This window comes from Candidatus Bathyarchaeota archaeon, from assembly GCA_026014465.1.
Lineage (GTDB): Archaea > Thermoproteota > Bathyarchaeia > Bathyarchaeales > Bathycorpusculaceae > JADGNF01.
Genome location: JAOZID010000010.1, coordinates 875,852 through 899,822, shown reverse-complemented (window position 1 = coordinate 899,822; position 23,971 = coordinate 875,852). Strand labels below are relative to the sequence as shown.

26 protein-coding genes are annotated in these 23,971 nt (G+C 44.5%); 16 read left to right on the top strand and 10 right to left on the bottom strand.

The genetic code is table 11. From position 1 onward, the window contains the following. Nucleotides 1-9 precede the first annotated feature (9 nt). The 3 genes from NWF04_06825 to NWF04_06815 all read left to right on the top strand — a co-directional run bounded on the left by NWF04_06825 (nucleotide 10) and on the right by NWF04_06815 (nucleotide 4,113). On the top strand, nucleotides 10-1,269 hold the full coding sequence (locus NWF04_06825) for an MBL fold metallo-hydrolase (GenBank protein MCW4006289.1): 1,260 nt from the start codon (nucleotides 10-12) through the stop codon (nucleotides 1,267-1,269). Between the two features lie 200 nt (nucleotides 1,270-1,469). Next, nucleotides 1,470-3,185 carry a 4Fe-4S binding protein gene (locus NWF04_06820; GenBank protein MCW4006288.1) on the top strand — a complete coding sequence of 572 codons (1,716 nt, stop codon included), beginning with the start codon at nucleotides 1,470-1,472 and terminating at the stop codon, nucleotides 3,183-3,185. A gap of 55 nt (nucleotides 3,186-3,240) precedes the next feature. Then, nucleotides 3,241-4,113, top strand: a complete 873-nt coding sequence (locus NWF04_06815; GenBank protein MCW4006287.1) for a hypothetical protein — start codon at nucleotides 3,241-3,243, stop codon at nucleotides 4,111-4,113. A 29-nt stretch (nucleotides 4,114-4,142) separates the two neighbouring features. On the opposite strand, the gene NWF04_06810 is transcribed toward NWF04_06815, so the two are convergent. From NWF04_06810 to NWF04_06795, 4 genes are all read right to left on the bottom strand, one after another. Then, nucleotides 4,143-4,676 carry a CDP-alcohol phosphatidyltransferase family protein gene (locus NWF04_06810; protein MCW4006286.1) on the bottom strand — a complete coding sequence of 178 codons (534 nt, stop codon included), beginning with the start codon at nucleotides 4,674-4,676 and terminating at the stop codon, nucleotides 4,143-4,145. A 149-nt stretch (nucleotides 4,677-4,825) separates the two neighbouring features. Then, the gene (locus NWF04_06805; protein MCW4006285.1) at nucleotides 4,826-5,617 is read right to left on the bottom strand and encodes a sugar phosphate isomerase/epimerase; all 792 of its coding nucleotides are present in this window, start codon (nucleotides 5,615-5,617) and stop codon (nucleotides 4,826-4,828) included. Nucleotides 5,618-5,661: 44 nt separating this feature from the next. Continuing rightward, nucleotides 5,662-6,726, bottom strand: coding sequence for an agmatine deiminase family protein (locus NWF04_06800; GenBank protein MCW4006284.1), 1,065 nt, complete (start codon nucleotides 6,724-6,726; stop codon nucleotides 5,662-5,664). A gap of 13 nt (nucleotides 6,727-6,739) precedes the next feature. Next, nucleotides 6,740-7,618 carry a carbon-nitrogen hydrolase gene (locus NWF04_06795; protein ID MCW4006283.1) on the bottom strand — a complete coding sequence of 293 codons (879 nt, stop codon included), beginning with the start codon at nucleotides 7,616-7,618 and terminating at the stop codon, nucleotides 6,740-6,742. A gap of 208 nt (nucleotides 7,619-7,826) precedes the next feature. Here NWF04_06795 and NWF04_06790 point away from each other — a divergent pair, with 208 nt between their 5' ends. Beyond that, the gene (locus NWF04_06790; GenBank protein MCW4006282.1) at nucleotides 7,827-8,498 is read left to right on the top strand and encodes a winged helix-turn-helix transcriptional regulator; all 672 of its coding nucleotides are present in this window, start codon (nucleotides 7,827-7,829) and stop codon (nucleotides 8,496-8,498) included. Between the two features lie 246 nt (nucleotides 8,499-8,744). Next, nucleotides 8,745-9,194, top strand: a complete 450-nt coding sequence (locus NWF04_06785) for an ATP-binding protein (protein ID MCW4006281.1) — start codon at nucleotides 8,745-8,747, stop codon at nucleotides 9,192-9,194. A gap of 305 nt (nucleotides 9,195-9,499) precedes the next feature. Here the strand turns inward: NWF04_06785 and NWF04_06780 are convergent, their stop codons facing one another. After that, nucleotides 9,500-9,982, bottom strand: a complete 483-nt coding sequence (locus NWF04_06780; protein MCW4006280.1) for a GNAT family N-acetyltransferase — start codon at nucleotides 9,980-9,982, stop codon at nucleotides 9,500-9,502. Nucleotides 9,983-10,219: 237 nt separating this feature from the next. After that, complete coding sequence (locus NWF04_06775) at nucleotides 10,220-12,637, bottom strand: DEAD/DEAH box helicase (GenBank protein ID MCW4006279.1); 2,418 nt, start codon at nucleotides 12,635-12,637, stop codon at nucleotides 10,220-10,222. Nucleotides 12,638-13,005: 368 nt separating this feature from the next. Between NWF04_06775 and NWF04_06770 the strand changes: the two genes are divergently transcribed. From NWF04_06770 to NWF04_06760, 3 genes are all read left to right on the top strand, one after another. Then, nucleotides 13,006-13,161, top strand: a complete 156-nt coding sequence (locus tag NWF04_06770; GenBank protein MCW4006278.1) for a hypothetical protein — start codon at nucleotides 13,006-13,008, stop codon at nucleotides 13,159-13,161. 2 nt (nucleotides 13,162-13,163) lie between these two features. Beyond that, a complete protein-coding gene (locus NWF04_06765; protein ID MCW4006277.1) occupies nucleotides 13,164-13,376 on the top strand; it encodes a LuxR C-terminal-related transcriptional regulator in 213 nt (70 codons plus the stop codon). Between the two features lie 129 nt (nucleotides 13,377-13,505). Beyond that, nucleotides 13,506-13,874: a methylglyoxal synthase gene (locus NWF04_06760; GenBank protein ID MCW4006276.1), complete on the top strand. Its 369-nt coding sequence runs from the start codon at nucleotides 13,506-13,508 to the stop codon at nucleotides 13,872-13,874. A 48-nt stretch (nucleotides 13,875-13,922) separates the two neighbouring features. Here NWF04_06760 and NWF04_06755 read toward each other — a convergent pair whose 3' ends face one another. Together NWF04_06755 and NWF04_06750 are read right to left on the bottom strand one after the other, a co-directional pair. Next, nucleotides 13,923-14,084 (bottom strand): hypothetical protein, encoded by a 162-nt coding sequence (locus NWF04_06755; protein MCW4006275.1) that lies wholly within the window; start codon nucleotides 14,082-14,084, stop codon nucleotides 13,923-13,925. Between the two features lie 89 nt (nucleotides 14,085-14,173). Further along, nucleotides 14,174-14,422 (bottom strand): hypothetical protein, encoded by a 249-nt coding sequence (locus NWF04_06750; GenBank protein MCW4006274.1) that lies wholly within the window; start codon nucleotides 14,420-14,422, stop codon nucleotides 14,174-14,176. A gap of 879 nt (nucleotides 14,423-15,301) precedes the next feature. Between NWF04_06750 and NWF04_06745 the strand changes: the two genes are divergently transcribed. The 6 genes from NWF04_06745 to NWF04_06720 all read left to right on the top strand — a co-directional run bounded on the left by NWF04_06745 (nucleotide 15,302) and on the right by NWF04_06720 (nucleotide 18,431). After that, the gene (locus tag NWF04_06745) at nucleotides 15,302-15,445 is read left to right on the top strand and encodes a ribbon-helix-helix domain-containing protein (GenBank protein MCW4006273.1); all 144 of its coding nucleotides are present in this window, start codon (nucleotides 15,302-15,304) and stop codon (nucleotides 15,443-15,445) included. Between the two features lie 169 nt (nucleotides 15,446-15,614). Next, nucleotides 15,615-15,767 carry a hypothetical protein gene (locus NWF04_06740; protein MCW4006272.1) on the top strand — a complete coding sequence of 51 codons (153 nt, stop codon included), beginning with the start codon at nucleotides 15,615-15,617 and terminating at the stop codon, nucleotides 15,765-15,767. Between the two features lie 132 nt (nucleotides 15,768-15,899). Continuing rightward, nucleotides 15,900-16,427 carry a hypothetical protein gene (locus tag NWF04_06735; GenBank protein MCW4006271.1) on the top strand — a complete coding sequence of 176 codons (528 nt, stop codon included), beginning with the start codon at nucleotides 15,900-15,902 and terminating at the stop codon, nucleotides 16,425-16,427. A 122-nt stretch (nucleotides 16,428-16,549) separates the two neighbouring features. Beyond that, complete coding sequence (locus tag NWF04_06730) at nucleotides 16,550-16,909, top strand: hypothetical protein (protein MCW4006270.1); 360 nt, start codon at nucleotides 16,550-16,552, stop codon at nucleotides 16,907-16,909. A gap of 158 nt (nucleotides 16,910-17,067) precedes the next feature. Further along, nucleotides 17,068-17,376: a hypothetical protein gene (locus tag NWF04_06725; GenBank protein ID MCW4006269.1), complete on the top strand. Its 309-nt coding sequence runs from the start codon at nucleotides 17,068-17,070 to the stop codon at nucleotides 17,374-17,376. After that, nucleotides 17,376-18,431, top strand: a complete 1,056-nt coding sequence (locus NWF04_06720; GenBank protein MCW4006268.1) for a PTO1314 family radical SAM protein — start codon at nucleotides 17,376-17,378, stop codon at nucleotides 18,429-18,431. Before NWF04_06725 ends, NWF04_06720 begins: the two co-directional genes overlap by 1 nt. Nucleotides 18,432-18,537: 106 nt before the next feature. Here the strand turns inward: NWF04_06720 and NWF04_06715 are convergent, their stop codons facing one another. Beyond that, nucleotides 18,538-18,894, bottom strand: coding sequence for a hypothetical protein (locus NWF04_06715; GenBank protein MCW4006267.1), 357 nt, complete (start codon nucleotides 18,892-18,894; stop codon nucleotides 18,538-18,540). Between the two features lie 450 nt (nucleotides 18,895-19,344). On the opposite strand from NWF04_06715, the gene thsB reads away from it, so the two are divergent. Both thsB and NWF04_06705 read left to right on the top strand, forming a co-directional pair. After that, the gene (gene thsB, locus NWF04_06710) at nucleotides 19,345-20,985 is read left to right on the top strand and encodes a thermosome subunit beta (GenBank protein MCW4006266.1); all 1,641 of its coding nucleotides are present in this window, start codon (nucleotides 19,345-19,347) and stop codon (nucleotides 20,983-20,985) included. Between the two features lie 104 nt (nucleotides 20,986-21,089). Next, nucleotides 21,090-22,250, top strand: a complete 1,161-nt coding sequence (locus NWF04_06705; protein ID MCW4006265.1) for a CBS domain-containing protein — start codon at nucleotides 21,090-21,092, stop codon at nucleotides 22,248-22,250. Between the two features lie 938 nt (nucleotides 22,251-23,188). Here NWF04_06705 and NWF04_06700 read toward each other — a convergent pair. After that, nucleotides 23,189-23,917 (bottom strand): hypothetical protein, encoded by a 729-nt coding sequence (locus NWF04_06700; GenBank protein ID MCW4006264.1) that lies wholly within the window; start codon nucleotides 23,915-23,917, stop codon nucleotides 23,189-23,191. Nucleotides 23,918-23,971 lie beyond the last annotated feature (54 nt).

Genomic DNA, 23,971 nt, shown 5'->3' with positions numbered 1-23,971 from the left:
GGTGACAAGTTGAAGATTAAAGTGTTAGGCGGCGCCCGTGAAGTTGGCGGTTCTTGTGTTGCAGTTGAAACCCAAGAGTGCAAAGTCGCTTTAGATTACGGTATAAAACTTGACGGCGTAACTGACCAGTACCCCAAAAACTTTGACGCCATATTCATCAGCCACGCCCACTTGGACCACACGGGCAGTTTAGTACGCCTGCACAAGTCCCGAAACAAACAGGTAATTGTGGGTTCTAAAATTACCCGCGACATAACCGTTGATTTGCTCAAAGACATGATTAAAATCCAAAACTCCAAAGGCAAAGCCAACTACGACATCCAAGCCGCCGCCAAAGTCAAAGACTCCTGGCTCGTAACCGACCACCTCAACTTGCCAGGCATGACCGCCCAGTTACACGGCGCAGGGCACGTCGCAGGAGCCAAAATGATAAGCCTCCAATGCGAAGACAAAACCGTCCTGTACACGGGGGACTTTTGCCTTCACGACACCGAGATTCTTGACGGCTGCACCATCGACGCGCTGCCCAAGACTCCCGATGTTTTGATTTCCGAGTCCACATACGGCGGAAAAGTCAGACCGCCGCGCAAAGAGTTGATAGAGCAGTTTTTCTCTAAAGTCAAGGTCACCCTAAGGCATCGGGGGAACGTTTTGATTCCAACGTTTGCTTTCCACCGCACACAGGAGATGGCTAAACGCATCGACAACGCCATAACACAAGGTGTCCTGCCCAAATACAACGTTTACACAATTTCAAATTTAGCCAACAAAGTCACCGCGCACTTTAACGCTAACCCGCACCTGTTCACCAAAGAGCTTCAAGAGCAAAGCCAACCCTTCACCTACAAGCACGTAAAAAACCTTGAGCGCACCAGCGAAATCCAAGAACCCGCCATCGTCATCTGCACCTCAGGGTTTGGACACGCAGGCGCAAGCCTCAACTTGCTAATGCAGTGGGCAGAAGTCGACTACAACACCATCATCCTAACCTCCGGTTACCTGCCCCCCGATAGCCCCATGAAAGCCGCCAAAGAAAACCGCCACTTCAAAGTCAACGGCGAATCCTTCACCTTGCAAGCAGACATAACCCAAATCGAGCTCTCAGGACACGCCGACCAAACCCAACTCACAAAACTCGTCGAAAAACTCAAACCCAAAAAAACGCTTCTCATCCACGGCGACATCGAACAAGCCCAAGCCCTCAAACAAAAAATCAGCCCCCTCACCAACGTCCACATACCAGAAAAACAAGAAACCATCACCATCTAACCCCTCTCGAAAACTTTGCCAAAAGGTTTCTGTGCTTCTGGTTGTTGCTGAGGCTGTTTTTGCTCTGTTAGTGCGCGTGTTGGGGGTTAACTGGGGGTTTGCCAAGGTTTTTAAGTTAAGGCTAAGTCAGTATTTTTACGTGCTGAACTGGTGGCATAAAAGAGATGGGTGTGGCTCTGGCTTCTAGCAAGCAAAGGAAGTTGTCGCCCAAAACCGTTTTTGTACCTGCCATGCTGCTTGTCGCAGTCTTTTTCTTATCTGTAGCTCAGCCTTTTGCCCTGCAAGCTACCGCCGCAACCAACAATCCCGCCCCGCTCGCTACACAGGTTAACCAGCAAACCCCCGCTGCCTATGAGGTTGAGCCGCCTCTTGCCTGCTATGGTCCTTGCATAACCGCAAACATCAGCAAGGTCGACGTTTACTTGGGTGAGTCGGTTACCGTTTGGGGCGAAATCTCTCCTCCTGACGCCAACTTTACTATACGCGTAACTTTTACTCGTCCTGATTACACGTGGATTGATCGTAACGTAACCACGGACGCGCAGGGGCGCTTCTCTGTAACCCAAACGCTTGACATGGTTGGTTACTGGAACATCTTTCCCATCCGCGACCACATAAGCGACAGACTCTACGCCAACGTCACCGACCCCAACAACCCCCTCGCACCCCAACCCACCCCCCTACCCTTGCCCCCATTCAAACCTAACTACCTCATCTTTGCGTTAGCTGCCATATCGCTAAGCGTAGGCGTAGTTGCTATAGCTGCAGGAGCAAGAAACAAAACCCGAACCATTAGTGGCATACGATTGTTCGTGCAAATCGCCTTTATTTTCCTAATCTTCTTTGGCGTTTTTGTCGACCATCAAAACTTGCCCATACCCGCCGAGCAAATCGCCACTCACGAATACCTTATCGGTGCAGAGGCTTTTGGGGATTTGCCTGATGGTTTGCCTTTGCCTGTTTTTGGCTGCTGGTTTCCCTGTGGACGCACGGTGACGTGTCCGCTTTGGGAGCTGCAGGCGTACATTTACCCGTTTTGGGATGCGGGACGCGGCTGGGGCGTAGATTACTTGATGTCAGGCGCGGAGCGGTTGGCGATTGTGGTTGGGTTGGTGGTTGTGGCTTCGGTTCTGCTGGGCAGGTTTTGGTGTGGCTGGATTTGCCCGTTTGGACTGTACGTGGATTTGATTACCCGCCTGCGTAAAGCCCTGCAGATACGGCATCGGCGTTTCTCACCCAAATTTAACGAACGCTTCCACCAGCTAAGCTACGTCATATTAGCCGCCATGCTCATTCTAAGCGTACTTTTTGCTTCCCAAAGCCTATTTGGCACCCAACTAATCCCCGAAACCGAAAAAGGCGGCTTCATCTACACGTACTTTGCCGCGCCGTTTTGCCAAGTCTGCCCCATGAAGCCCCTATGCGTCTTCTCCCAAGCATACACAGGCGTAATGCGCCCCGACTGGATTTTCAGCCCCACCACAGGCGACTTCCTCCAACTAGGACAATACGTAACATCGCTAAACGTTTCCATACTGATTCTAGTTACTATAGCAGCGTTCTTTTTCAGGCGTTCGTGGTGTCGCATTTGTCCGTTGGGCGGGTTGATTGCGTTGTTTAACCGTTTTGCGCCGTTTAAGTGGGTGTCGGGGGTGCGGCTGGAGAAAACCGCGGAGAAATGCACGAAATGCGGCATCTGCAAACGGGTCTGCCCAACTGAAGTTACCGAGGTTTACGAGCTCAAAGGCGGGGACGTGGCAACTTCCCAATGCATAATGTGCTTGCGGTGTGTGGAGATGTGCCCCTACGAAGACTGCCTGCAATTCAAGGTTCTGGGAAAAACCGTGGCGAAGTCACGCAACTGGCTAAACAATAAATCCAACGACAAACCAAACCAACCAGAGGAGGCTGCCTAAAACGACGCACAAACCCGCCCTTTTGGTTATGATTCTGGCTTTGGCGTTTTGCCTGATGTTACCCGCCGTTGCCGCCCAAGACGCAGAAAATAACCCGCCCACCGTCAAGATTTTGCCCGACGGCAGCCTTGAACCCACAACATACCCCATTCAACGCTACGGCAACGTCTACACCTTCACGGGAAACGTCTACGCCTCCATAATCGTTGACTGCGACAACATCGTAATCGACGGCTCAGGCTACACGTTAGAAGGTACCTACAATGGCACCCGAACCGACGATTTCGTAGTGGGAAAAGGCCCCGACCAAGACCTAAGCCCCGTACCCTGGACCATGGGCATCGATTTAGCCCGCAAAGGACTCCAAAACCTCACCGTGTGCAACCTTAACATACGCAACTTTTACGTAGGCATCTACCTTTGGACCTCGCATAACACCTTGCAAGGCTGCTCGGTAACTGACAACATCGTAGGCATCCTGCTCTCAGGCGACTCCAACCGCATCATGGAAAACCACATAGCACGCAACGAACAAGGCATCTTCTTTGGAGTAAACACGCCAGGCGACGAACCCCTCGATATTGTTTTGGCTCATAACGCATTTGTAGATAACGACGTGCATTTTAGCGGTTGCTTTTGCGAAAACCCCTACACCACAGATGAGGAAGTACACACTTGGGATTACGGCGGACGCGGCAACTACTGGAGCGACTATACAGGAACCGACGCAGACGGTGATGGCATTGGCGATACCCCCTACATCATTGATGTCCTAAATCAAGACCGCTACCCCCTCATGCACGCCTCCACAACCCAACCCACCCCCACCACGCACATACCCGTAGGCATAATCGTCTTAGCCGCAGCGTTGGCTGTTATTGTAGTTGCCATAGTGCTAAGCTTCTTCAAACGAAGAAAAACTCCGTAACGCCATTTTTTCTGGCTTGTTGCAGTTGGTTATGCGGGTTGCATGTGTATTTTTTGGCGCCACAGAAACACTGCGATTTGGGCGGAAGAGAATAATCCAAAGCCGCCTGCGAGTACGAAGCATAGGCTGCTTATGCCTGAGGCAGGCACGATTAGTCCTAGCAGTATGAAGGTGAGGCGTTCTGCTCTGCCAAAGTAGACGTAGTCGGTTTTGAATCCGCGTGAGTGGCTTAGGCTGCGTAGGGCGAAAAGTGCGGTGGAGCCGACGATGGCGACTACTCCGATGGGTTCTATGATGCCGCCTGCCAATGCGCCGACTACAACTGCGAGTTCTGAGGTTCGGTCAGCAAACGAGTCAAAAACCAGCCCCTCTTTTGATTCTAAATGGAACTTGCGCGCTATAGTCCCGTCCAGCACATCACAAAACACGCTTAAAAACCCAAAGGCAAACGCAAACAACAACCCCCCAAACGATAACGCAGCACCCGAAGCTACGCCAAAACCCAAACCCAACGCCGTCATCATATTAGGCGTAAAACCACACCGCCGCGCTACATTTGCCAAACCAAACAGCACATCATCTTTTTGGGCGCGAAGCCTATACAGACTCAGCGTTTACCTCTCCAAATCTGGATTTCCCTGCAGACTGTTAAATGTATTTGCTTACCGTTTACAGGTTTTACCAATCACACCCAAGAAAACCTGCATTCTTCCTATTTGGCTTGGTTGAAGGGGTATATTGCGTGTTTTTGCATGTACTGCACTGAGTTTTTGGTTTTTTCTAGGGTTATCATTTCCAGCGTGACGTCGGGGTGCATGTTTTGGTTTTCAAGTTCTTGGGTGAACTGGTTCCAGTCGATTTTGCCTTTGCCCATCTCCAAATGCTGATCCGCCTCGCCCGCGTTATCACTAAAGTGCATGTACACAATCTCCGACCGTAAATCAGAGAGCCACTCTTTTAACGGCTTTTTTGAATACACGTTCGCGTGCCCCACATCAAAGCACATCTTAAACCGCGAAGAACCCACCGCCTCAAAAAGCGCCCCGAACGCGTCAGGCAAAGCATCCCAAACATTCTCCAAAAGTATTATGCCCCCAAAACTGTCTAAGGCTTGGCTCCAAAACTCTGCGTTGCGTTCCACCCAGTTTTTCTTGTAGTCCGGGTCAGTTATGAACGGATTAAAATTCCCGTGAAAAACCGCTTTTGACGCGTTCAATGCCTGCGCCACCTCCAAGCTACTTTGAATTCTTTCTTTAGAAACCTGCCAAATCCGCTTGTCACTGCTGTGCACGCTTAAATCTTGAAAAACCCCATGAAACGAAACCTCCCCACCAAAACCCAACAACCTGCGCTTGTGCTCCTCCAAAACCTCCTGCCAATTTGTTTCATACACGTTAGCAAAAGAAAACGAAGCAACCTCCAAATTATAACCCCCCAAACACGCGAAATCAACAAAATCCGGCAAATCATCATGGCACAAAGGCTGCACATACAACTTTGACATACAAACACCTTCCCGACAAACCTACTATAACCTTTCGCGGAAACCTAAACCTTTGCGGCTGGCTGTTGCTGGCTGATGCAATGTATCGAGCCTAAACCGTAGATTAAGTCGACACAGTTAATGCCAACTGCTTTGCGGTCTGGGAACTGCTCTTGAATAATCGACAACGCCAAAGCGTCGTTTTCATGGTCAAAAACTGGAACCAAAACGGTTTTGTTGCCTATGTAAAAGTTAGCGTAGCTAGCAGGCAGGCGTTCGTTTTCGTCTCCTAAAACTGTGGGCATGGGCAGTTTGATGACGTTGAGTTTGTTGCCGTCTTGGTCACAAAAGTCGCAGAGGAGTTCATAGTTTTCCTTTAAGATTTCGTGGTTCTCGTCGGTGGGGTCGGGTTCGTAGGTGCACAAAACCGTGCTGGGACTAACGAAGCGGGCAATATCATCCACGTGACCATCCGTATCATCGCCTGCTATGCCCTTTTTGAGCCAAATCACCTTCTTGGCGTTTAAGTAATCCTTCAAGATTACTTCGATTTGCGCTTTATCCAACTCGGGGTTGCGGTTGCTGTTTAGCAAACACTGCTCTGTTGTCAACACCAATCCTTTCCCGTTAACATCAACTGAGCCGCCCTCCAACACGATCTGTGGCTTAAAACACGGCACCCCAACCATCAGCTGCTGCAGGTAATCCCCAACGTAGCGGTCTTTTAACAAGTCATCGTATTTTTCGCCCCACGCATTAAAAACCCAGCGAACCATACCCAACCCCCCCTGCGCGTGAACCACAAAGGTGGGACCATAATCGCGAAACCACACATCCGCGTAGTCAAACCGCAAAAACCGCACCTGACCCAAATCCACGCCTGCCCCCAAAAGCATCCGCTGCACCCGCTGCTCCATTGCCTTGTCGCGAACCAGCAAATTCACCCGCTCACTTTCATGAATGCTTTTTATGATTTCCACGTAGGTTGCTTCAGCTTTTTCTACCCGAAACGGGAACGTAGCAGGGTCGTAGGGCCAAGACAGCCAAATCGAGTCGTGCTTTTCCCATTCCGCAGGCATCCTGTAGCCTAACTCGCGAGGGGTTTTGCCTAAAACGTCAACAGAATTCATACCTGCTTCTTCCTTATGGTTTACTCTGGGTTAGTTTTTTGTAGGTGTCGGGGCGTCGGTTATCCAGAAAACCCCAGCCTTCACGGATACGTTGGTTTTTGCTCAAGTCTACCTTTACAACCAAAACTTCTTCGCTGCGCCCCGCTTGGGCTAAGATTTTGCCAAACGAATCACAAACAAACGAGCCACCCCAAAACTCCAACTCGCCTTCAACGCCGACCCGATTCACCGCCGCCACATGAACCCCATTAACAATCGCGTGTCCGCGCTGCACTGTCTGCCATGCTTCCTGCCAGTTTCCATCATCCGAGTTGCAGCCTTTGACGGTGCCTATAGCCGTGGGGTAGAATATGATGTCTGCGCCCTCTAAAACGTTGATTCGCGCAGCCTCAGGAAACCATTGGTCATAGCAAATCAAAACGCCAACGCAGCCATAACGCGTCTGATAAACCCCATAACCGCCGTTGCCCTGCTCAAAATAGTTCTTCTCATAAAACAGCGGGTCAAAGGGCACGTGAATTTTGCGGTAAACCCCCAAAACCGAGCCATCCGCGTCAATAACCACCGCCGAATTGTAGAATTTGCCTTCAGCGGTTTTCTCGAAAACGGGCACAACCAAAACCACTTCAAGCCGCCTTGCCAGTTCACAAAACACCGCCGTAGAATCCCCCGGAACAGACTCAGCCAACGCTGATGCATCCACACTTTCCTGCTGCGGAAAATACCTCAAACGATAAAGCTCCTGCAAACAAACAACCTGCGCACCCCTACGCACGGCTTCCTCAACCTTCTCCACCGTAACCTTCAGATTATCTTCTGGACTCTCTGAAACCGCCATCTGAACCAGCCCCACAACAACCTCGCGGGCATCAAAAACTGCATCTTTATCCAATTTGAGGTTCTTCCTTTGGAAAGCACCTAACGCATTTGGGTACAATAACTTTTCTGAAAATCCTTCTTTTTGTCTACCGTGTTTTTCCTTATATTGAACCTGATGAGTTTTGTGGAAGCAAAACTGCTGCGTGGGTGGTGGTTTACTAGTACAGTTGTTTACGAATATTTTTATAAGCTGCAACGAAATATGGCTTTTTGGTTGACAAATGAGGCTGCAGAATGGCTCTTTTGGGTTTCTTCTGGCGTTTTTGATAGCTTTATCTTTTGCTGCTCTAATTCAGCTGCAAACTGACGCTGTGCATGGCTTTTCTGAAAAAAACGCTGCCCTTGTCCAGATTGACGAAATCTCAGATTCCGTAACGGCTCTGTGCCCAATTCAGTACAGTAACCTGATTTGCAACCAAAACATCAGCCAATTCAATTCAACAAGAGTCGCCATTAACACCTTTATCGCCAAAAACCCCGGAGTAGATTTTCGCGGAGTCTGCACAGGACTAGGCTTAGCCATCGGCACCGTCCAGTTCCACATACAAGTCATGGAAAAACAAGGCGGCATCTGCTTTGTTCGCGACGGAAAACACAAACGCTTCTTCAAATCAAACACCTTCACAGAAAAAGAAATCACCCTACTCTCCGTTCTGCGCCACAAAACCGCCAAAAAAGTCCTAAACGCCATAGCAGAAAACGACGGCAAAACCAACCACACCACCATAGCCTCCAACCTAAACATAACCTCCCAAGCCCTAACCTGGCAAATACACCAACTAAAAAACCACGGCATCATAGAAGCACACAACAACAAAACCCAAACAACTTACACCATCAACCCAGCCTACCAACAACTTTTGCCCCAACTGCTAAAGGCTAACTTCCCCTAACCGCTTGGCAATGCCTATTCAAAGCGTTAACGGCTGTTTTTGTTTTGAAAGGTTATTTTAGTTTCTTGTTTGATAGTGTCTGGTTGATGTTTGGAGGGATTATTGTTGGCTAAACCCTTAGATGCTAAGTTCCGAGCGGTTTCTTTTGTGAACAAAGTTGTGTCAAAGCCTGTATGGGCTGATCTTTTGCTTCCTTTGGATAAAATAGGTCAACTAAAGGAAATTTGCAATTATGTACAGCGTGATGTGAAAATTTCTAAAGCCAAAAAATCTGAACGAAAAAGTACCTGCGTACTGTTTTGTGGTTCTAATGCTGCAGGAAAACTGTTGGCTGCCCAAGTTTTAGCTCATGAATTGAATCTGGACCTGCATACGGTAGATCTCTCCAAGGCACTCAGAAAGTATATTGGAGAAACAGAAAAGAACCTAGACAAAATATTTCAGGATGCAGAAGAAAGCAACGCGGTTCTCTTCTTTGATGAAGCAGATGCCTTATTTGGCAAAAGAACCGAAGTAAAAGACGCACACAACCGATACGCCAACGCTGAACTCACCTATTTACTCAACAGAATAGAAAAACACTCTGGCCTAACAATCATAGTTGCCACCTCACCAAGAAACATCAAAGACGCCTCCCCCATAAAACAAATAAACTTCACTGTAGACTTCCCGCCTCCACACAAAAAACCACCATAAACTCTAACTACACACCCTAAACAACAATTTTGGTGAAGGGGTGAGATTCGAACTTGAAGTGCATGAAGTTCTTTTGTTTGTTATTTGTTATTTACGTGAATTGAGGTTTTTGCTTAAAGTTAATCACAGTTGTTCTGGTGTTAGGTGTTTCTGCTTGTGGTGGTTAACCTGCAGGCAACAAAACAGAAACGCATGTAGCGCCTGTTGGTTGTTGTTGTGCATAGCAAATTTTCGGCAACACCTTCTAACGAAAACGTGTTAAGCGCTATTTGTGTTGTGTAATCGCCTTCGATGTTTCTTTGGTATCAGGTTAAGTCTGGTGAATTATGGTTTGCACGTAAAATAAATTTTTGTTCGGGGTAGTTCATGTTATAGCATAGCTCATCCGCTTCAAATCCAAAGCTTTTGTATAGAGCGCGGGGAGCGTCCCCTTTTTCATCGTCTGCTCGAAAAGTCAAAACCACAATATCCTGGGTTTTGTCCAAATCGTTTAACATTAGCTCGATCATTCTTGAGGCAACCTTTTTTCTCCGGTAATCTGGATGTACGGCCATGTGACATAACATGTTATATTTTGTAGAGAACAAAAGAAAACCAACGACCTCATTATCAGTTACGGCGCATATTGCGCTCTTTCGGGCTATATTTTTTTCAACTGTATTTTTATATTCGTCTATTTCTTCCTGTGAGCCCAATCCGGGAAAAGTCCTGCGAACAACATCAATTAACCGCATCCAGGATTCCAAGTTGTTCATGACTGCATATCCCACGCTGATTTCCTTCTCCATAATTACGAAACCTCACAATCAAAAAATAAGTCCATGTGTCAGTTCAAATCCTACCTTTATGGTTTATCATTTATTTCTATCCCTCAATTCCTGTTTATTTGTACATGAAGACATCTCTCGCCCCCATCATACCACCTTTTCCCATATAAAAGAAGGCGTTAGTGCAGGGGTGGGTGGGATTTGAATCCACTAACGCCTACGTGATAAGTTAAAAACGTTTTTGAAAGGGTTCTTAAGTTATTTAATTAAACGTTGCAAGATGATGTTTGCTGCCTTTTTATCTAATGGCTCGTTTCCGTTTCCGCATTTAGGCGAGTATATGCAGGATGGACAGCCTTCTTTGCATTCGCAGGTTTCAATCAACTTTAACGTTTTTTCTAATAGCGGTTTTATGTTTGAATAAAGGTTTTCTGAAATACCGATTCCTCCCTCAAAACCATCGTAAATGAAGATTGTTGGTTTTCCTGTGTCTGTATGCTCGGCTGTTGACATTCCGCCTATGTCCCAACGGTCACACATTGCAAACATTGGCGCCATCGCAATAATGGCATGTTCAAGAGCATGCAATCCACCCTCGAAATTCAAGCCTTTATCCTCAACTTCTTCTCTAATCTGTTCAGGAACAATAAACCACATACCAACCGTTGAGAAAGACGAAGAGGGCAAATCAAGCGTATGTTTTTTGATGATTACATCATTGGATTTAATTACGTATGAATGACAATTTTCAGTGATTATTAATTCGCCCAAAGAGGTTTTGAGGTTTGTTTGCGTTTCTTCCAATGTTTTCTTGATTGCTACTTCGACGCTTTTTTGTGTTTCAGTATAATAGTTGGTATTCTCTTTCCGAACCGTTGCAGTGAAATTGTTGAGATTTAGTTCTTCTGAGCGGTAGGTTTCGCCTTGATGTAGAAGGATTGCTCCTGCATGGGTTTCTTCATAAGCCTTGTTTAAGGGAAGTGTTTCAAGAATATGCCCATTGCAAAGTACATTCACTGTTTTTCCGCTAATACTTTCAAGGTTAACAACTCTAGTTGCCCTTTCCAGCCCAGAGTACGTCCAACCCTGTGAAGTTTTTTTCAGAAGGTTTTTTTGTGCAAGGGCTTGAACACTTTCTTTGAAGAGCTCTGGAAAATATTTTTGGTCCGAATCGGTAAGCGGCAACTCGTCAGATGCACACATAATATGGCCTGAAGTAATTTGCCGATTGTGCAGATTAATGATTGCTTGCTCATGTGGTCTATCAAAGAACTCTTGTGGATGCTTCATAAAATATTGATCAAGCGGATTTTGGAAAGCAACCAAAGTAACGGTTGAATCGTTTTTGTTTCTACCTGCGCGTCCAGCTTGCTGCCACGTAGATATGACTGTCCCCGGGTAACCCGAAATTATCACGGCGTCCAAAGAACCTATATCAATACCAAGTTCTAACGCATTTGTAGAAACCAAACCGATTAAGTCCTTGGTTTTTAGACGATTTTCTATGTCCCGTCGTTCTTGAGGAAGGTAACCTGCCCTGTAGGCAGTTACTGAACTGTAAAGCTTAGGATTTCTTCTTTTCAGCTCTTCTTTAGTCCATCTTGCTATAAGCTCCGCCATTTGTCGCGAGGTTGTAAAGCAGAGGGTTTGCAAGTTTTTCATGACGCTAACTGTAAGAAGGTCTTTGGTTTCTTGATGTGTTGATCGGCGAATTGTTTTTGCTGGGTTAGTGAAGGGTGGATTCCAAAATATGAACGATTTTTTTCCTCTTGGGGAGCCATCGTTTGAAATTATTTCGAAATCTTTTCCAGTTAGTTTCTTTGCGTGTTCCTGCGGATTAGCTATAGTTGCTGATGAGAGTATGATTTGAGGGTCTGCATGGTAAAAATTGCAGATTCTCAGCAGTCTTCTCAGAAGCATGGCGACGTTTGAGCCAAAAACGCCTCGGTAAACATGCGCTTCATCAAGTACAATATACCTTAAGTTTTGAAAAAAAGACCGCCAGAGCCTATGCCATGGAAGGTAAAGATGCAAACCATAAGGGTTAGTCAAAATTATTCTGGAATTTTCACGTATAACTGCACGCTGCTCTTTTGGCGTGTCACCATCGTAAACGTTAGAATCTGCTTTGATGCCAGTGCCTTTCTCGATTTCCTGCAAAACTTTAAGTTGATCATTTGTTAGAGCTTTTGAGGGATAAATGTAGAGTGCTGTTGCTTTTTTATCGTTTGTGAGGGCATCAAAAACCGGAATATTAAATGCCAAAGTTTTTCCTGAAGCTGTGTGGGTGGTAATAATTACGTTTTTGCCTTGTCGTGCTTTGTTTATGGCTTCTGCCTGATGGGAATAAAATTTAATTTTTTTATTTTGCAAATAGGTGCTTATGTTTTCTGGAAGGGGTTTTTCTAACTCTTCAAAGCATGCTTCTTGTGCAGGAATTTCTTGAGTGTGTGCAACGGGATTTTGTGATGGTTGCATTATTTGCGGGGTGGTTTCTTTCTTTGGTACGTTTGTTGGTTTAGACTGTGAGGGCTTATTGATTGAGGAAGGTCTGAAATTATTTGGTTTTCTGCCTCGTTTAAGAAAGCTGCCGCATTCTTTGCAGAATAAACTCTGGGAGTATTCCTGATGCGAGTGGGTTTTGCCACATTTTCTGCAGTAGTAAGAAGTCGGCAACTTTTTCCAGCTACAACTACTTCTGTTATTATAAAAGCGCTATTGCAGAAATCCGCTTTTTACACATTCAAGTATTGAAAAAAGGATAATACTCAACGCCTAGGGCCTGTTTGTTTATATTTGGTGCAGGGGGTGGGATTCGGACCCGAAAAATCGCCCTTGTATCACCATCGGCGTCCAATTTCCAGCTTAGTTTCTCCGCAGCTTCTCTCCCTTTTTTCTTTTTTAAGGACATCTGCTGTCTAGTAGCAGGTTTGGCAGGAGATGGCATCTTTGAGTCGAAAGATAATCAATTGTCCTCACTGCGGCAAAGCATTGCCAGCCGATCTATTTACTGGTGTTCCTCGAAAGAAGGTCAAATGCACTTCATGCGGCAGCCAAAGGAATTGGATTCGGTGGTTGTTGAGCGGCGCGGTTGGTGCTGGGCTATGACAAGCTTTGGCGTAGACGCCTACAAAGCATCAGAGAAGGACTTGCTAGCCGAAGGCGTGACTTTACATGACACTTCTGAAGAGGAGACATAGCTATGGCGTTGACTGAGCGGGAGAAGGCAATTTTACGTTTGAATGTTGATGGGTTGTCTGATTATAGGATTGCTCGCAAACTAAAGGTGGAAACGCCCAACGTGACCCGCTCTAGAAAGAATGCTCTAAAGAAACTGGAACGTGCGAAAGCGGATTTAGACTTTGTTGATAGACTCAAATCCAAGCGGCCCGCCTTTCTTGCTTCAGGCACATGACCCGTTTTTCTTACGGAAGTTTGATCCATAAATATCGTTCTTCTATAAGAGATACTGGTTAATGTTCGAGCATGCTTTTATAGGGGGCACGAATACTTCGTACTCTATTACTTTTAGGAGTGAGTAACCATGAAGAGTATTGCTCTTGTAGCGCACGATAACAAGAAAAAAGACATTGTTGAATGGTGCGACTTCAACAAAGGAACGCTTTCCAAATACTGTCTGTATGCAACAGGAACCACAGGAAAAAGAATTATCGAAAAAACCCTGTTGGATATAAATTTGCTAAATAGTGGTCCTTATGGCGGTGATATGGAGCTAGGAAGTATGATCGCCAATAGAAAACTTGATTGTTTAATATTTTTTTGGGATCCTCTTGAGTCTCAGCCTCATGATGTCGATGTTAAGGCTGTTCTTAGAATAGCGGTGCTATACAATACCCCAACAGCCTGTAACAGAGCAACTGCCGACATGTTGATTTCCAGCATCATGTTTTAGGATTTAAAAGGCGCTTATATTTCTTGGACCAGCTAGCCCTATCTTGTTTTAGATGAGATTTGAATCATTAAATAGTTGCCTCGTTAAAAAAGCAACTTTTTTGTCGGTTACTAAGAGCCCTGTTTTCTCCGCGACTATTTCTAAACAATCCGAAACGATAGTTTGGGCGGCTTTCCCAATTTCTTCTATAGCTATCTTTTCCTCAGTCATGACACCTTTACAATTATTGACTGCACAAGGATTCAAATTGAGAAAAATCATGTTCGTGTTATAATCAAAGTCTGCTATAATGAATGGTTCTAGAATGCATATTGATGGTTTAATAGAGTTAATCTTGCATGTATTTTCTTTGGTGAAGAAGAAGCAGCTTCCGTCTTTTTTTCTGCGAATGTTTCGGTTCTTTGGGTTGGATGGGTTTTGCATGAAATTTTTGTAACCTGCCGTTTGTATTCTTTTTTGTTCTTTGAAGTTAATATCTGGTGGTTGATTTCTGCAGCATATTCCGCATTTCCTACAGTGAAAGTCTGTGGAATTTGGAAAGATGACATTGTCGTATTGCATATTTAACCATAATCCATTTACAGCTATGGAAAAAGGGAAGTTAAGCTTTTCATTTCACTGCAATGATTAATCGGAAGAGTCTGTGTCTTTTGTCAGTACCACCAATGCTTTTTCGGTTTTACAACGAGAACTTCAACATTTTGGGTTAAATCGCAAGTTTGATTAAAACCGTATCTTTCGACTTTAGCTTCATAAGACCCTTGGGGGAGCTCGGCGGTTATGGCACCATTATTATCGGTGTTCATCGAGACAACTAATCTTTTAAATGGAGCCCCCATTTTTTAGATTCTCAATCCACTGCTCGGGTGTTATTGGCTCTTTTTCTATCTTGAAAACTTTAACCTTTACATTCGGGATTGGTTTCTTTTGACAGTCAACTACTCGTACAATAAGCTTGTTAGTCTGTCCTGTAAGTGCCTCCAAAATAATCAATACTTCCAGATGTTTAAGGAGCATTGTCCCCAACCGTAACTGCTTCCTTTGTATATGCAGCTTCCACAATTAGGAGAATCAAAATATCTGCGATGATTCACAAAATTCCACTCAATAAACAGCATAGCAGACAAGCATTTCTATGTTGCCTTTTTTCAATTTATCACTCTTCATTATTGTCAAATGCCCTTCTTCGTAATCGAAAAGCTGCACGAGTGACAAAGTGTTAAATTGTCATGGTTGTAGAGTAGTTGTGGATTCCACGATAAACGAATACTAGTGGGTGTGGAGTTTTTTTAATCTTTAACACTTGTTGGCATATGTATATAAGCTACTGTGCACATAACAGTATATGCGCATAAGTGAACTCAAATAGATCAGAAAAATAAGGGATGCGGGCTCACAGTGCACAAAAAACAAGCCGAAGATGAACTATGGGTCGAATAAGCGTAGATTTACCTGATGAACTCGAAAAGCAACTCAGAATAAAGACAGTTCAAAAATTTGGCGGAAAAAAAGGCGACCTATCCCGCGCTGTCGAAGACGCGATAAAGACGTGGATAGTCAAAAAAGAATAGTAGCAGCAACTCACAGTAACTGTATTTTAAGCCCTTCCTAACGAAGGAAGGTATTAGGGGAAGCCGACTAGCCTCAACGCATGGTAAGATTGCGTAAGGAACCAAGTAGTCGTGGTCCCCCCGGTTTAGAACCTGTGCAGTATGCAATTTACACCAAGAGTTGAAAGACATGGCTAATAAAAAATTAGAGCTTGTATTCATAGACCAAGACGGCAAATTCTATCCCATAGATGAAGTTGACAGCACAGAGTTAGCAGTAGGATTCGAAAGAATCTCACAAGAGATTGCAACAAGACTGCGACTGCAAAAGGAACAAAGGTAGATCCATTTAGTTATGTGAAAAAGAATCGAAAACTCTAAGCAAATAATCAAAAGTCAAAAACAAACACGCTTCAACCTGACGCTCAATGACCAAGTATCAGGAAAGAGCTTTCTTGAAAACACAAAGTATGCATTGGCTGTTGTTCGAAAAACGCCCTACATTGATAATACCGCTCTTAAAGAGAAGTATATAGAAAGTCGAGAGTCGTATCACCAGAAAATGAACCATGCGTTTCTCAACAGAACAGGCAATATGTCGGTCGAAGCTTTTGACAATTTGTTCAGTGCAGTGGAATCAAATGATACCGCAACGCTTTGGGAACGAAAAGCCAGCCTTGCTAAGAGCATCAACGATAACAAAATAGATGTTATGGGAGCACTTATAGGCGCAATTTCATCCTACCTAAGTGCTATTGGAATCTTGCTCCCTATACTACTCGCAGTTTATACGAGTGGAGCGGAAGCGTTCTCTGATTTTCTTATCTTAGGCTTCTTGGGGATACTGTTGTTTGGATTATACGAGGGTTACTTTAGCCAATGTAGACTAAAAAGATTGGTTAAGGAGCATAAGGATTACACCTGTGAATTTGACGAGGTTACTGATTTGCTTGAAAGGAAAAAAGATTTGCGAATCCGGGTTACACAGTGCAATGCATTATGAGAGTGGAATGCGAATAAATATGACACCACTTATTTTATTGGTAAGCTTACCTTTTTGGTCTCGACACCCTGATTTTCAGGTTAACAAAAAAAGGTGAACTATATTCTGAGAAGGCTCAAATGATGGACAGAATTGCCAAAGTGGAAATTGTTGAAACTCAGCAGGAAAGCGAAGTAGACGATGAAATATTGTATACGCTTTTTGTTGATGGAAAAACGGTGTCTTGGGCTAGGACCATACTCTACAGTAATTTAGAAGATATACATACTGCTTGCTTGGAAAAACGTAAAGGCCATGGTAGAGAACTGCTTAATTTTATCGAGAAAAACGCTCAGAACCATTGTGCACTTTCCATGAGAACTAACGATTTCAACGTCTGTAATGATGAAGCCACTAATTTCTTCAAGAACATGTTTTATGAAATTAATCCCTCAGTCTCCGGGTCGCAGACTTCTGTAAGAGCAACTAAATTCTTCAAGTAAGTAGAGGATTAGTAAATGGCATCAAGGGCAAAATGCCTTCTCGGACCTAATCCATGGTCACTTTTATTCGTCTACTGCTTGGCGGCAATTGAACGCTTCAAGTGCGTTTGATACTTAAATACACGTTAGCACTAATAAGAGTGTGGAGATTTCATTTTATGGATAGTTTCTCAATTACTTTACCTGCAAAGTGGGAAGAATTTTTGAAGAGTCTTTCAGACGAACACGACATTGATATTGGCAAGGTCATCAGTGGATTATGTGATTGGGCTTTTTCCAGTGCTGATTATAAGGTGCAGTTTGAAGTTTGGTTGGATACTGTTTATCCGCCAAAAGGTCAAGCCGAAGATAGAGCAAAAGCCAAAGGAGAAGCTGAAAGCGTGCGTGAACAAGAAAGACAAGATGCGGCAGAAGAAGAAGTTCATGAGGACCGAAACTACAGTGAAGACAGAGAACTAAAGAATTAATGCACCCTTTCATTTACCGTGGGAGCTGTAGGTGGATTTCTAATTATCCTGTAGGAGAAAAAACCATTCGCCAATATGTAGAACCCCTCTGGCTAGGAATTCGAGTTTACCGTGTCTTAATCTCAAACATGCTTGGTGCGAAGGTTCCTTTCTTTTGTGGGCACAAGCTTACTTACAATTGCAACCTTCGCTGCAAAATGTGCCCTTTCTGGAAAAGACCCAGCCCCGATCCAAGCTTACCGCAAACGAAAGCCATTCTGAAACAGATATACAATTCAGGCGCCGTTGGAGTAGCATTTGAAGGTGGGGAACCGTTGCTTAGGCGTGATTTGGTGGATATTCTTGCTTTTTCCCGGTCTCTGCCTTTGCATACAAGTTTGATAACCAATGGTACGCTGCTTGAAGCCAAAATAGGCGAGGTAGCCAAGTACATTAATGGTGTCGTCTATGTTTCCTTGGATGGGTTGGAGAAAACTCATGATGCTATCCGAGGGGTCAGTGGAAGCTTTAGAAAAGCAGTGCAAGGCATAGAGGCGGCGAAAGAAAAAGTTTCAGTAACCATCAACACCACTGTGATGGCGGAGAACATCGGTGAAACGGAAAGTTTGGTGGAGTTAGCGCGAACGTTGGGCACAAAAATCTCCGTAGCCGTCGCACATGAATACTGCAATGCTAATGCATCCTCCGCTGCTATTGATAAGGTACCGAAAATGGCGCGTAGGCTTATTGAAATGAAGCAGCAAGGTTATCCCATTGTTAACTCAATTGGTTATCTAAAAGTTCTGGCTAAAGAGAAAAACTGGCAATGCAAGCCTTGGGCAATGATAAATATTGACCCCCATGGAAACTTGGTTTTGCCTTGCTATGTCCACAACGACTACGCGAGCAGTGTCTCGGTCTTTAAAAAAGGCGTTAAAGATGCCGTTTCAGGTTTTGATTGGAAAAAAATAGGTCACTGCCAAAAGTGTAGCCTTCACTGTTACGTTGAGCCTTCACTGGTGCTTTCGAGAGATATTAGCGCTTACATGAATTGGGCCTTTCGAGTAAACATTTAATTTTTGAATGGTTAGTATACAAAAATTGACTGCCCAAGATTTAACAGCGCTTTAAATAAACGTCTATTGTGCCCAACTCTTAAGTTGTGGCGCGTGGCGCTTATGCTCAGGTAGCAACCGCTATTTGTTCCTGTCCTCGTGGTAGCTGGTCAGTGTATTTTCTGTTTGCCATGATGCTTTCGCGTTTTTTTCTGAAACTTTTAAACCATTCTGAAACGTTTTGTCCTGTCAAATTATCAATACAATCGTTTCCCACGCGTAGCGTCGTGCCCTCTTTGCTTTCAATAACGGAAACCTCGTATGTCGGATAAGTCCCACACACATCACACTTCATGTAAGGTACTGCAACGTAATTGTCGATTAAATGATATGTCTTTTTCTTGTATTGAAACGGGCGAACTCCCAGCAGATACCTAGCGACTGTTCTATTCAACTCCAATAAAATATCATCAGTTTTTGTCAAGTTAATCCCTTTCAACTCTGAAAATTGGTGCTGCCATAAAACATTAAGCTTCTTCTATGGCGGCGCCCTTATTTCCTAATTGCCTATGCTTACGCTAAACAGCACACTATTACTTAATGTTACTGAAACGCTTCAGTCTTTTCGCAAGTTCTTTTCGAGTAATACATATGGAATTGAGGCACAAATAGTTAAGTATTAACAATAGAGCAATAATGGTGAATACCTTAGTACTCGCTTGTTCTCTAAACGTGTTTAAATCCCTGTATGACAATATATAACTTACAAAGTCAGCGGTTCTTTAACAGTTGAAAGTATCAAGCCTTCAGTCTCTTGCAGGTCAAACCCGTCTTCTTCGGCATGACTCATAGATATGGGAGAGCCCCGTGAATTCCTAAAACGCTGACGATGCTAAAGAATATTATTTGAACATAATATTGAGGATAGAATAATATGGCATATTTAACACAAACCCAAAGTGGTCAACCGGTCCTCATCCTAAAGGAAGGAACCACCAGAAGTAGGGGCAAAGAAGCCCAACGAAACAACATTATGGCCGCCCAAGTCATCGGTGAAGTGCTTAAAACTACTCTGGGCCCACGGGGCATGGATAAAATGCTTATCGACAGCTTAGGCGACATCACCATAACCAACGACGGCGCCACAATTCTCAAGGAAATGGACGTGGAGCACCCAGCGGCAAAAATGATGATTGAAATCGCCAAAACCCAAGACGACATGGTCGGCGACGGAACAACAACCGTCGTAGTGTTAGCCAGTGAACTGCTCAAAAAAGCCGAACAACTCCTAGACCAAAACGTCCACCCAATGATACTTGTCGCAGGATACCGTAAAGCAGCACAGAAAGCAATCGAGATAATTGCAAAAAACGCGGTGCCCATTGACGTAGAGAATCAAAAAATGATGCTGAAAGTCGCTTTGACCGCTATGGGCAGCAAAGCTGTGGGTGGTGCTAAAGAGCACTTTGCAGAAATAGCCCTAGAAGCGGTAAAACAAGTAACCCAGAAGGCCGCAGACCAGACGATAGCCGACATAGATAACATACAACTGGTGAAAAAGACAGGAAAAAGCCTCATCGAGACACAACTCGTCAGAGGCATAATCGTGGACAAAGAAGTCATTAATTCGGGAATGCCCAAAAAGATAGAGAACGCAAAAATTGCCCTTTTAGACATTGCGTTAGAAATTGAAAAAACCGAAATAACTGCGGAAATACGCATCCATGAACCAAACCAGATGAAAGCTTTCTTAGACCAAGAGGATAGCACACTAAAAGAGATGGTGACCAAGATTAAAGCTTCAGGCGCAAACATTGTGTTCTGCCAAAAAGGTATCGACGACATGGTACAACACTTTCTCTCTAAAGAAGGCATCATGGCAGCACGTCGAGTAAAAGAATCCGACATGGAAAAACTCGCGAGAGCTACAGGAGGGCGAGTGAGCTCTAATTTGAATGATTTAAAGGCGGCAGATTTGGGTTTTGCGGGTTTAGTGGAAGAACGCAAGATTGGCGATGACAAAATGATTTTCGTCGAAAAATGCAAAGACCCTCACTCAGTAGCCATTCTAATACGTGCAGGGCTTGAGCGAATGGTTGATGAAGCTGAAAGAGTCATAACTGACGCGTTATCCGTAATTTCAGACGTAACGGAAAATAACAAAATAGTCGCTGGCGGCGGAGCCATCGAAATCGAAATCGCCAAAGAACTACGCAATTACTCAACCAAAATTGGCGGAAGACAACAACTCGCCGTGGAAGCCTTTGCTGACGCAGTCGAAGTCATTCCACGCACGCTTGCAGAGAACGGCGGCTTAGAATCAATTGACACACTCATAGAGCTACGTCAAGTACATGACAAAGAAGACGGCAAATACATGGGCATCAACATATTCACTGGCAAACTCCAAAACAGCATCGATAACGGCGTCATCGAACCCATAGTCGTCAAAGAGCAAGCCATCAAATCAGCAGCGGAATCAGCAGCTATGATCCTACGCGTAGACGACATTATAACAGCTAAATCCCCCAGAGGCGGCCCCGGCGGAATGCCTGGTGGCATGGGCGGAGAATAATTTTCTCCCTTTAATTTTGTTAAGAAACTAATGTAAGAGTGTGCCCTAAGTCTCTTAAGCTTAAATTACTCAAGGATAATAAATAACAGTGCTGAAGTGTTTTTATGGTTAAAATTGTGGAAGATGTTTTTTCAAAGGGTTTCATACAAGTACAGGAAAATGATACGCTTTCTTCTTGTTTATCACGTTTCAAAGAAGGGATGCCGCCTGTTTTAGCAGTCTTCGATGATAAAGGCAGTTACAAAGGCGTTATTTCCCAAAAATCAATAAAACGATCCAGTTTAGATGCGTCTGGAACCAAAGTTAAAACTTTGACGCAGTCAGCGCCTGCCGTTACTCTACAGGATACTCTTAGCAAGGTCGCTAAGTTAATGATCCAGAGCGAAATCAGGCAACTTCCAGTCTACAGTGAAAATAAGCTCGTAGGTTTTGTAACCGACGAGGATGTTATTCATAGCGCTATAATGGATCAATGGGGCAACACGCATGTTGAAGAAATAATGTCAAAGAAGCCGTTTGTCATCGAAGAAGACGAATCATTAGGGGCAGTGTTAAGCCTTTTAAGAAGCGAGGGAATCTCGCATGTTCCCATAGTCAAAGAGGGAAAACTCGTGGGAATGGTGAGCCTATCCGACATTATTGACAATATCTTTCAGCCTAGACATGTGCAAAGATTTGGCGAAAGAGTAGGCCAGAAAGTTTCTGCTCTAAGTATTCCTGCGACGGGCATTATGGTTCAGCCTGTAGTCACTGTGTTGCCTGAATCCAAGTTGCGAGATGCTGAGGAGCAGATGCACAAATTCAACATTTCCTCTTTGGTGATCGTTAGCAAGGGAAGACCTGTTGGCATCATAACTAAACGTGACTTTCTTGAGCCGCTCGCGCAGATGGAAAAACCAGTGGAAAGGCTTACCGTGGAGTTTTCAGTAAAAGGCGTGGAAATTGACGAAATCCAGCGAGGCGCAGTTATGGATGACTTCGACTCTTTCACCCACCGATACGGAGGAACCTTAGAGGCGGGCACATTATTTGTTTACATGAAGACGCATGGCACTAACTTCAAGGGTGATCAGTTAATTCACTGCCGACTACAATTTAGAACAAAGAAGGGTGCGTTTTTCAGTTCAGGCGAAGGATATGGTGTCGAACAGACGTTTAAGATTGCATTAGATAGGCTTGAGGGTCAAATTGTGAAAAGCACTGAATTAGCAAATGACCACGACTTTGTACAGGGCTATTTGAGGCGAAGATTTCCGTCAATATAACCTGTAGCTGTTGTCCACAAAAGAAAATCGCTGTTAACCCGAACTTTTGCCTCACATTTGGTACGCCATACGGAACAGGAAAACCAGTGAGTACGCTGATCAAAAGTCTCTTTTGTGAGGCAAACAATAAACTATTTTTTTGTATTCAACATCAGGATTCAATTACGATACATCAAAGAGTAAAATAGCAAAAAATAAATGGTTCTGAATCTCTGCTTGTACGCGCCTCTTCAGCTACATGGTGCCTCGATGTCATCTAGACATCAGCTCTATCGCATAGCCCCGTATATTTGGGATACAGGCAAATGTCTTGTTTGCGATAATATCGTGTTTAGGCTCTCAAGGCATTAATGCGTAGTTGTAGAATTGTTCTGTTGGCGATTTAGGTATGTCTCAGGATGGCGTTGGCTGTAAGGATTGTAAGCGTTTTCGGGAGCATGTTGCTTCGTTTTGTATTTCTAGGTTCTTATGCACACAAACATGAGCTGCAACCTACCATTTACACTCCAGAGGCGCTGGAAGCATTCTCGGACTTGCTAACTACACAATGCCGAGTTAAGCACAGTAGCCGTTCCTTTTTTAACTGTTTTTTATAAGAAATAGCTGTAAGAACTATCTGTTCTATTAGTTAACGGAATTTCTAATCCTGTTCTTGTCGCCCACTCCAAGGATGCTACCGCTTCAAGTATTTTTTTATGGGCGTTTTTTCGTGAACGAGTCACGTTTGGCGGGTCCGTGTGCATTCTGCGGGCTATCCTATAGTCGCTTAAGCCTTTCTGTTTAAGTTGCAGAATTTTCAGTTCTCTTTCAGTCAGCTTCATTGTAAACTGTTTTCTTGAAATCAGTATTAAAGCCTTGTTATGACCGGCAGACCGACAATCTTGTTATGGTTTCCTGTAGCTCAGCTTGTTTCGTTTTTATTGTGTAAACGGTGTTCTTCAAGCTGTTTTCCTTTCTAAAAAGAACCTGTGTGGCTTGCTTGTTTTATCGATTGTAATTAGCCCTTTATCTGCTAACCGCTTAAGCTCGTCTTGGATGAAGTTTGGTGGTTCCTTGATTTCTGCTGCTATGCTTTTGATGGTGCGATTTCCTTTCTGGATTTGCCTTAGCAAGGTTTTTTCAATTATTTTCTGTTCAGCTGTCTGCCTCAGGGCTTTTTCAATTGGAGCTTGGATGCTGTACTTTACTTTAAGATCCAGCAGGTTTTGGTAAAGCGCATCTTCCCAGCAAACGCCCGAAACTTGAGATTGGCTTTTGCATTCTTGGCTCACGATTTCCCAGCTAAGTCCAGATTGAGCGAGAATTCGCAGGTCATCCAGGTCGGCTTCGCGCGCGGTGATTCCTTTGAAGAGAAAGAGGTCTTCTTTTGAGGCTAAAAAGACTTTTAGGCGGCTGCCTTTGTAGAGTGGGGGTGCCCTGCTTTTCATGTTGCTGGACAGTGTTAGTGCGTTGCAGACTTTGTTTAGGAAGAGGTCCCATCTGAAGCCGTCTTGGTTTTCCAGTATGGCGCTGGTTTGCATTTTATTGTACGCTCTGGTGATTTGAACAGGGTTTGGTTCATGGTAACCTGTGACTTTGAGGGCTGTTTGCAGGCTGTTTAGCGCGTCTTTGCCGGTGAGGATTATGTCTATGTCTTTTGTCGCGGCTTTTAATCCAAAGAACGCCATGGCGCCGCCACCATCAGAAAAAGTTCAAGAGACTGTGCTATTGTCTTGTTTAGC

Excerpts from the sequence above, each read along its gene's own strand:
- NWF04_06815 (MCW4006287.1), top strand. The coding sequence starts at position 3,241 with ATGTTACCCGCCGTTGCCGCCCAAGACGCAGAAAATAACCCGCCCACC.
- NWF04_06805 (MCW4006285.1), bottom strand. The coding sequence starts at position 5,617 with ATGTCAAAGTTGTATGTGCAGCCTTTGTGCCATGATGATTTGCCGGAT.
- NWF04_06800 (MCW4006284.1), bottom strand. The coding sequence starts at position 6,726 with ATGAATTCTGTTGACGTTTTAGGCAAAACCCCTCGCGAGTTAGGCTAC.
- NWF04_06790 (MCW4006282.1), top strand. The coding sequence starts at position 7,827 with ATGAGGCTGCAGAATGGCTCTTTTGGGTTTCTTCTGGCGTTTTTGATA.
- NWF04_06780 (MCW4006280.1), bottom strand. The coding sequence starts at position 9,982 with ATGGAGAAGGAAATCAGCGTGGGATATGCAGTCATGAACAACTTGGAA.
- NWF04_06770 (MCW4006278.1), top strand. The coding sequence starts at position 13,006 with ATGCGGCAGCCAAAGGAATTGGATTCGGTGGTTGTTGAGCGGCGCGGT.
- NWF04_06765 (MCW4006277.1), top strand. The coding sequence starts at position 13,164 with ATGGCGTTGACTGAGCGGGAGAAGGCAATTTTACGTTTGAATGTTGAT.
- NWF04_06760 (MCW4006276.1), top strand. The coding sequence starts at position 13,506 with ATGAAGAGTATTGCTCTTGTAGCGCACGATAACAAGAAAAAAGACATT.
- NWF04_06755 (MCW4006275.1), bottom strand. The coding sequence starts at position 14,084 with ATGACTGAGGAAAAGATAGCTATAGAAGAAATTGGGAAAGCCGCCCAA.
- NWF04_06750 (MCW4006274.1), bottom strand. The coding sequence starts at position 14,422 with ATGTCATCTTTCCAAATTCCACAGACTTTCACTGTAGGAAATGCGGAA.
- NWF04_06745 (MCW4006273.1), top strand. The coding sequence starts at position 15,302 with ATGGGTCGAATAAGCGTAGATTTACCTGATGAACTCGAAAAGCAACTC.
- NWF04_06740 (MCW4006272.1), top strand. The coding sequence starts at position 15,615 with ATGGCTAATAAAAAATTAGAGCTTGTATTCATAGACCAAGACGGCAAA.
- NWF04_06730 (MCW4006270.1), top strand. The coding sequence starts at position 16,550 with ATGGACAGAATTGCCAAAGTGGAAATTGTTGAAACTCAGCAGGAAAGC.
- NWF04_06725 (MCW4006269.1), top strand. The coding sequence starts at position 17,068 with ATGGATAGTTTCTCAATTACTTTACCTGCAAAGTGGGAAGAATTTTTG.
- NWF04_06720 (MCW4006268.1), top strand. The coding sequence starts at position 17,376 with ATGCACCCTTTCATTTACCGTGGGAGCTGTAGGTGGATTTCTAATTAT.
- thsB (MCW4006266.1), top strand. The coding sequence starts at position 19,345 with ATGGCATATTTAACACAAACCCAAAGTGGTCAACCGGTCCTCATCCTA.
- NWF04_06705 (MCW4006265.1), top strand. The coding sequence starts at position 21,090 with ATGGTTAAAATTGTGGAAGATGTTTTTTCAAAGGGTTTCATACAAGTA.
- NWF04_06700 (MCW4006264.1), bottom strand. The coding sequence starts at position 23,917 with ATGGCGTTCTTTGGATTAAAAGCCGCGACAAAAGACATAGACATAATC.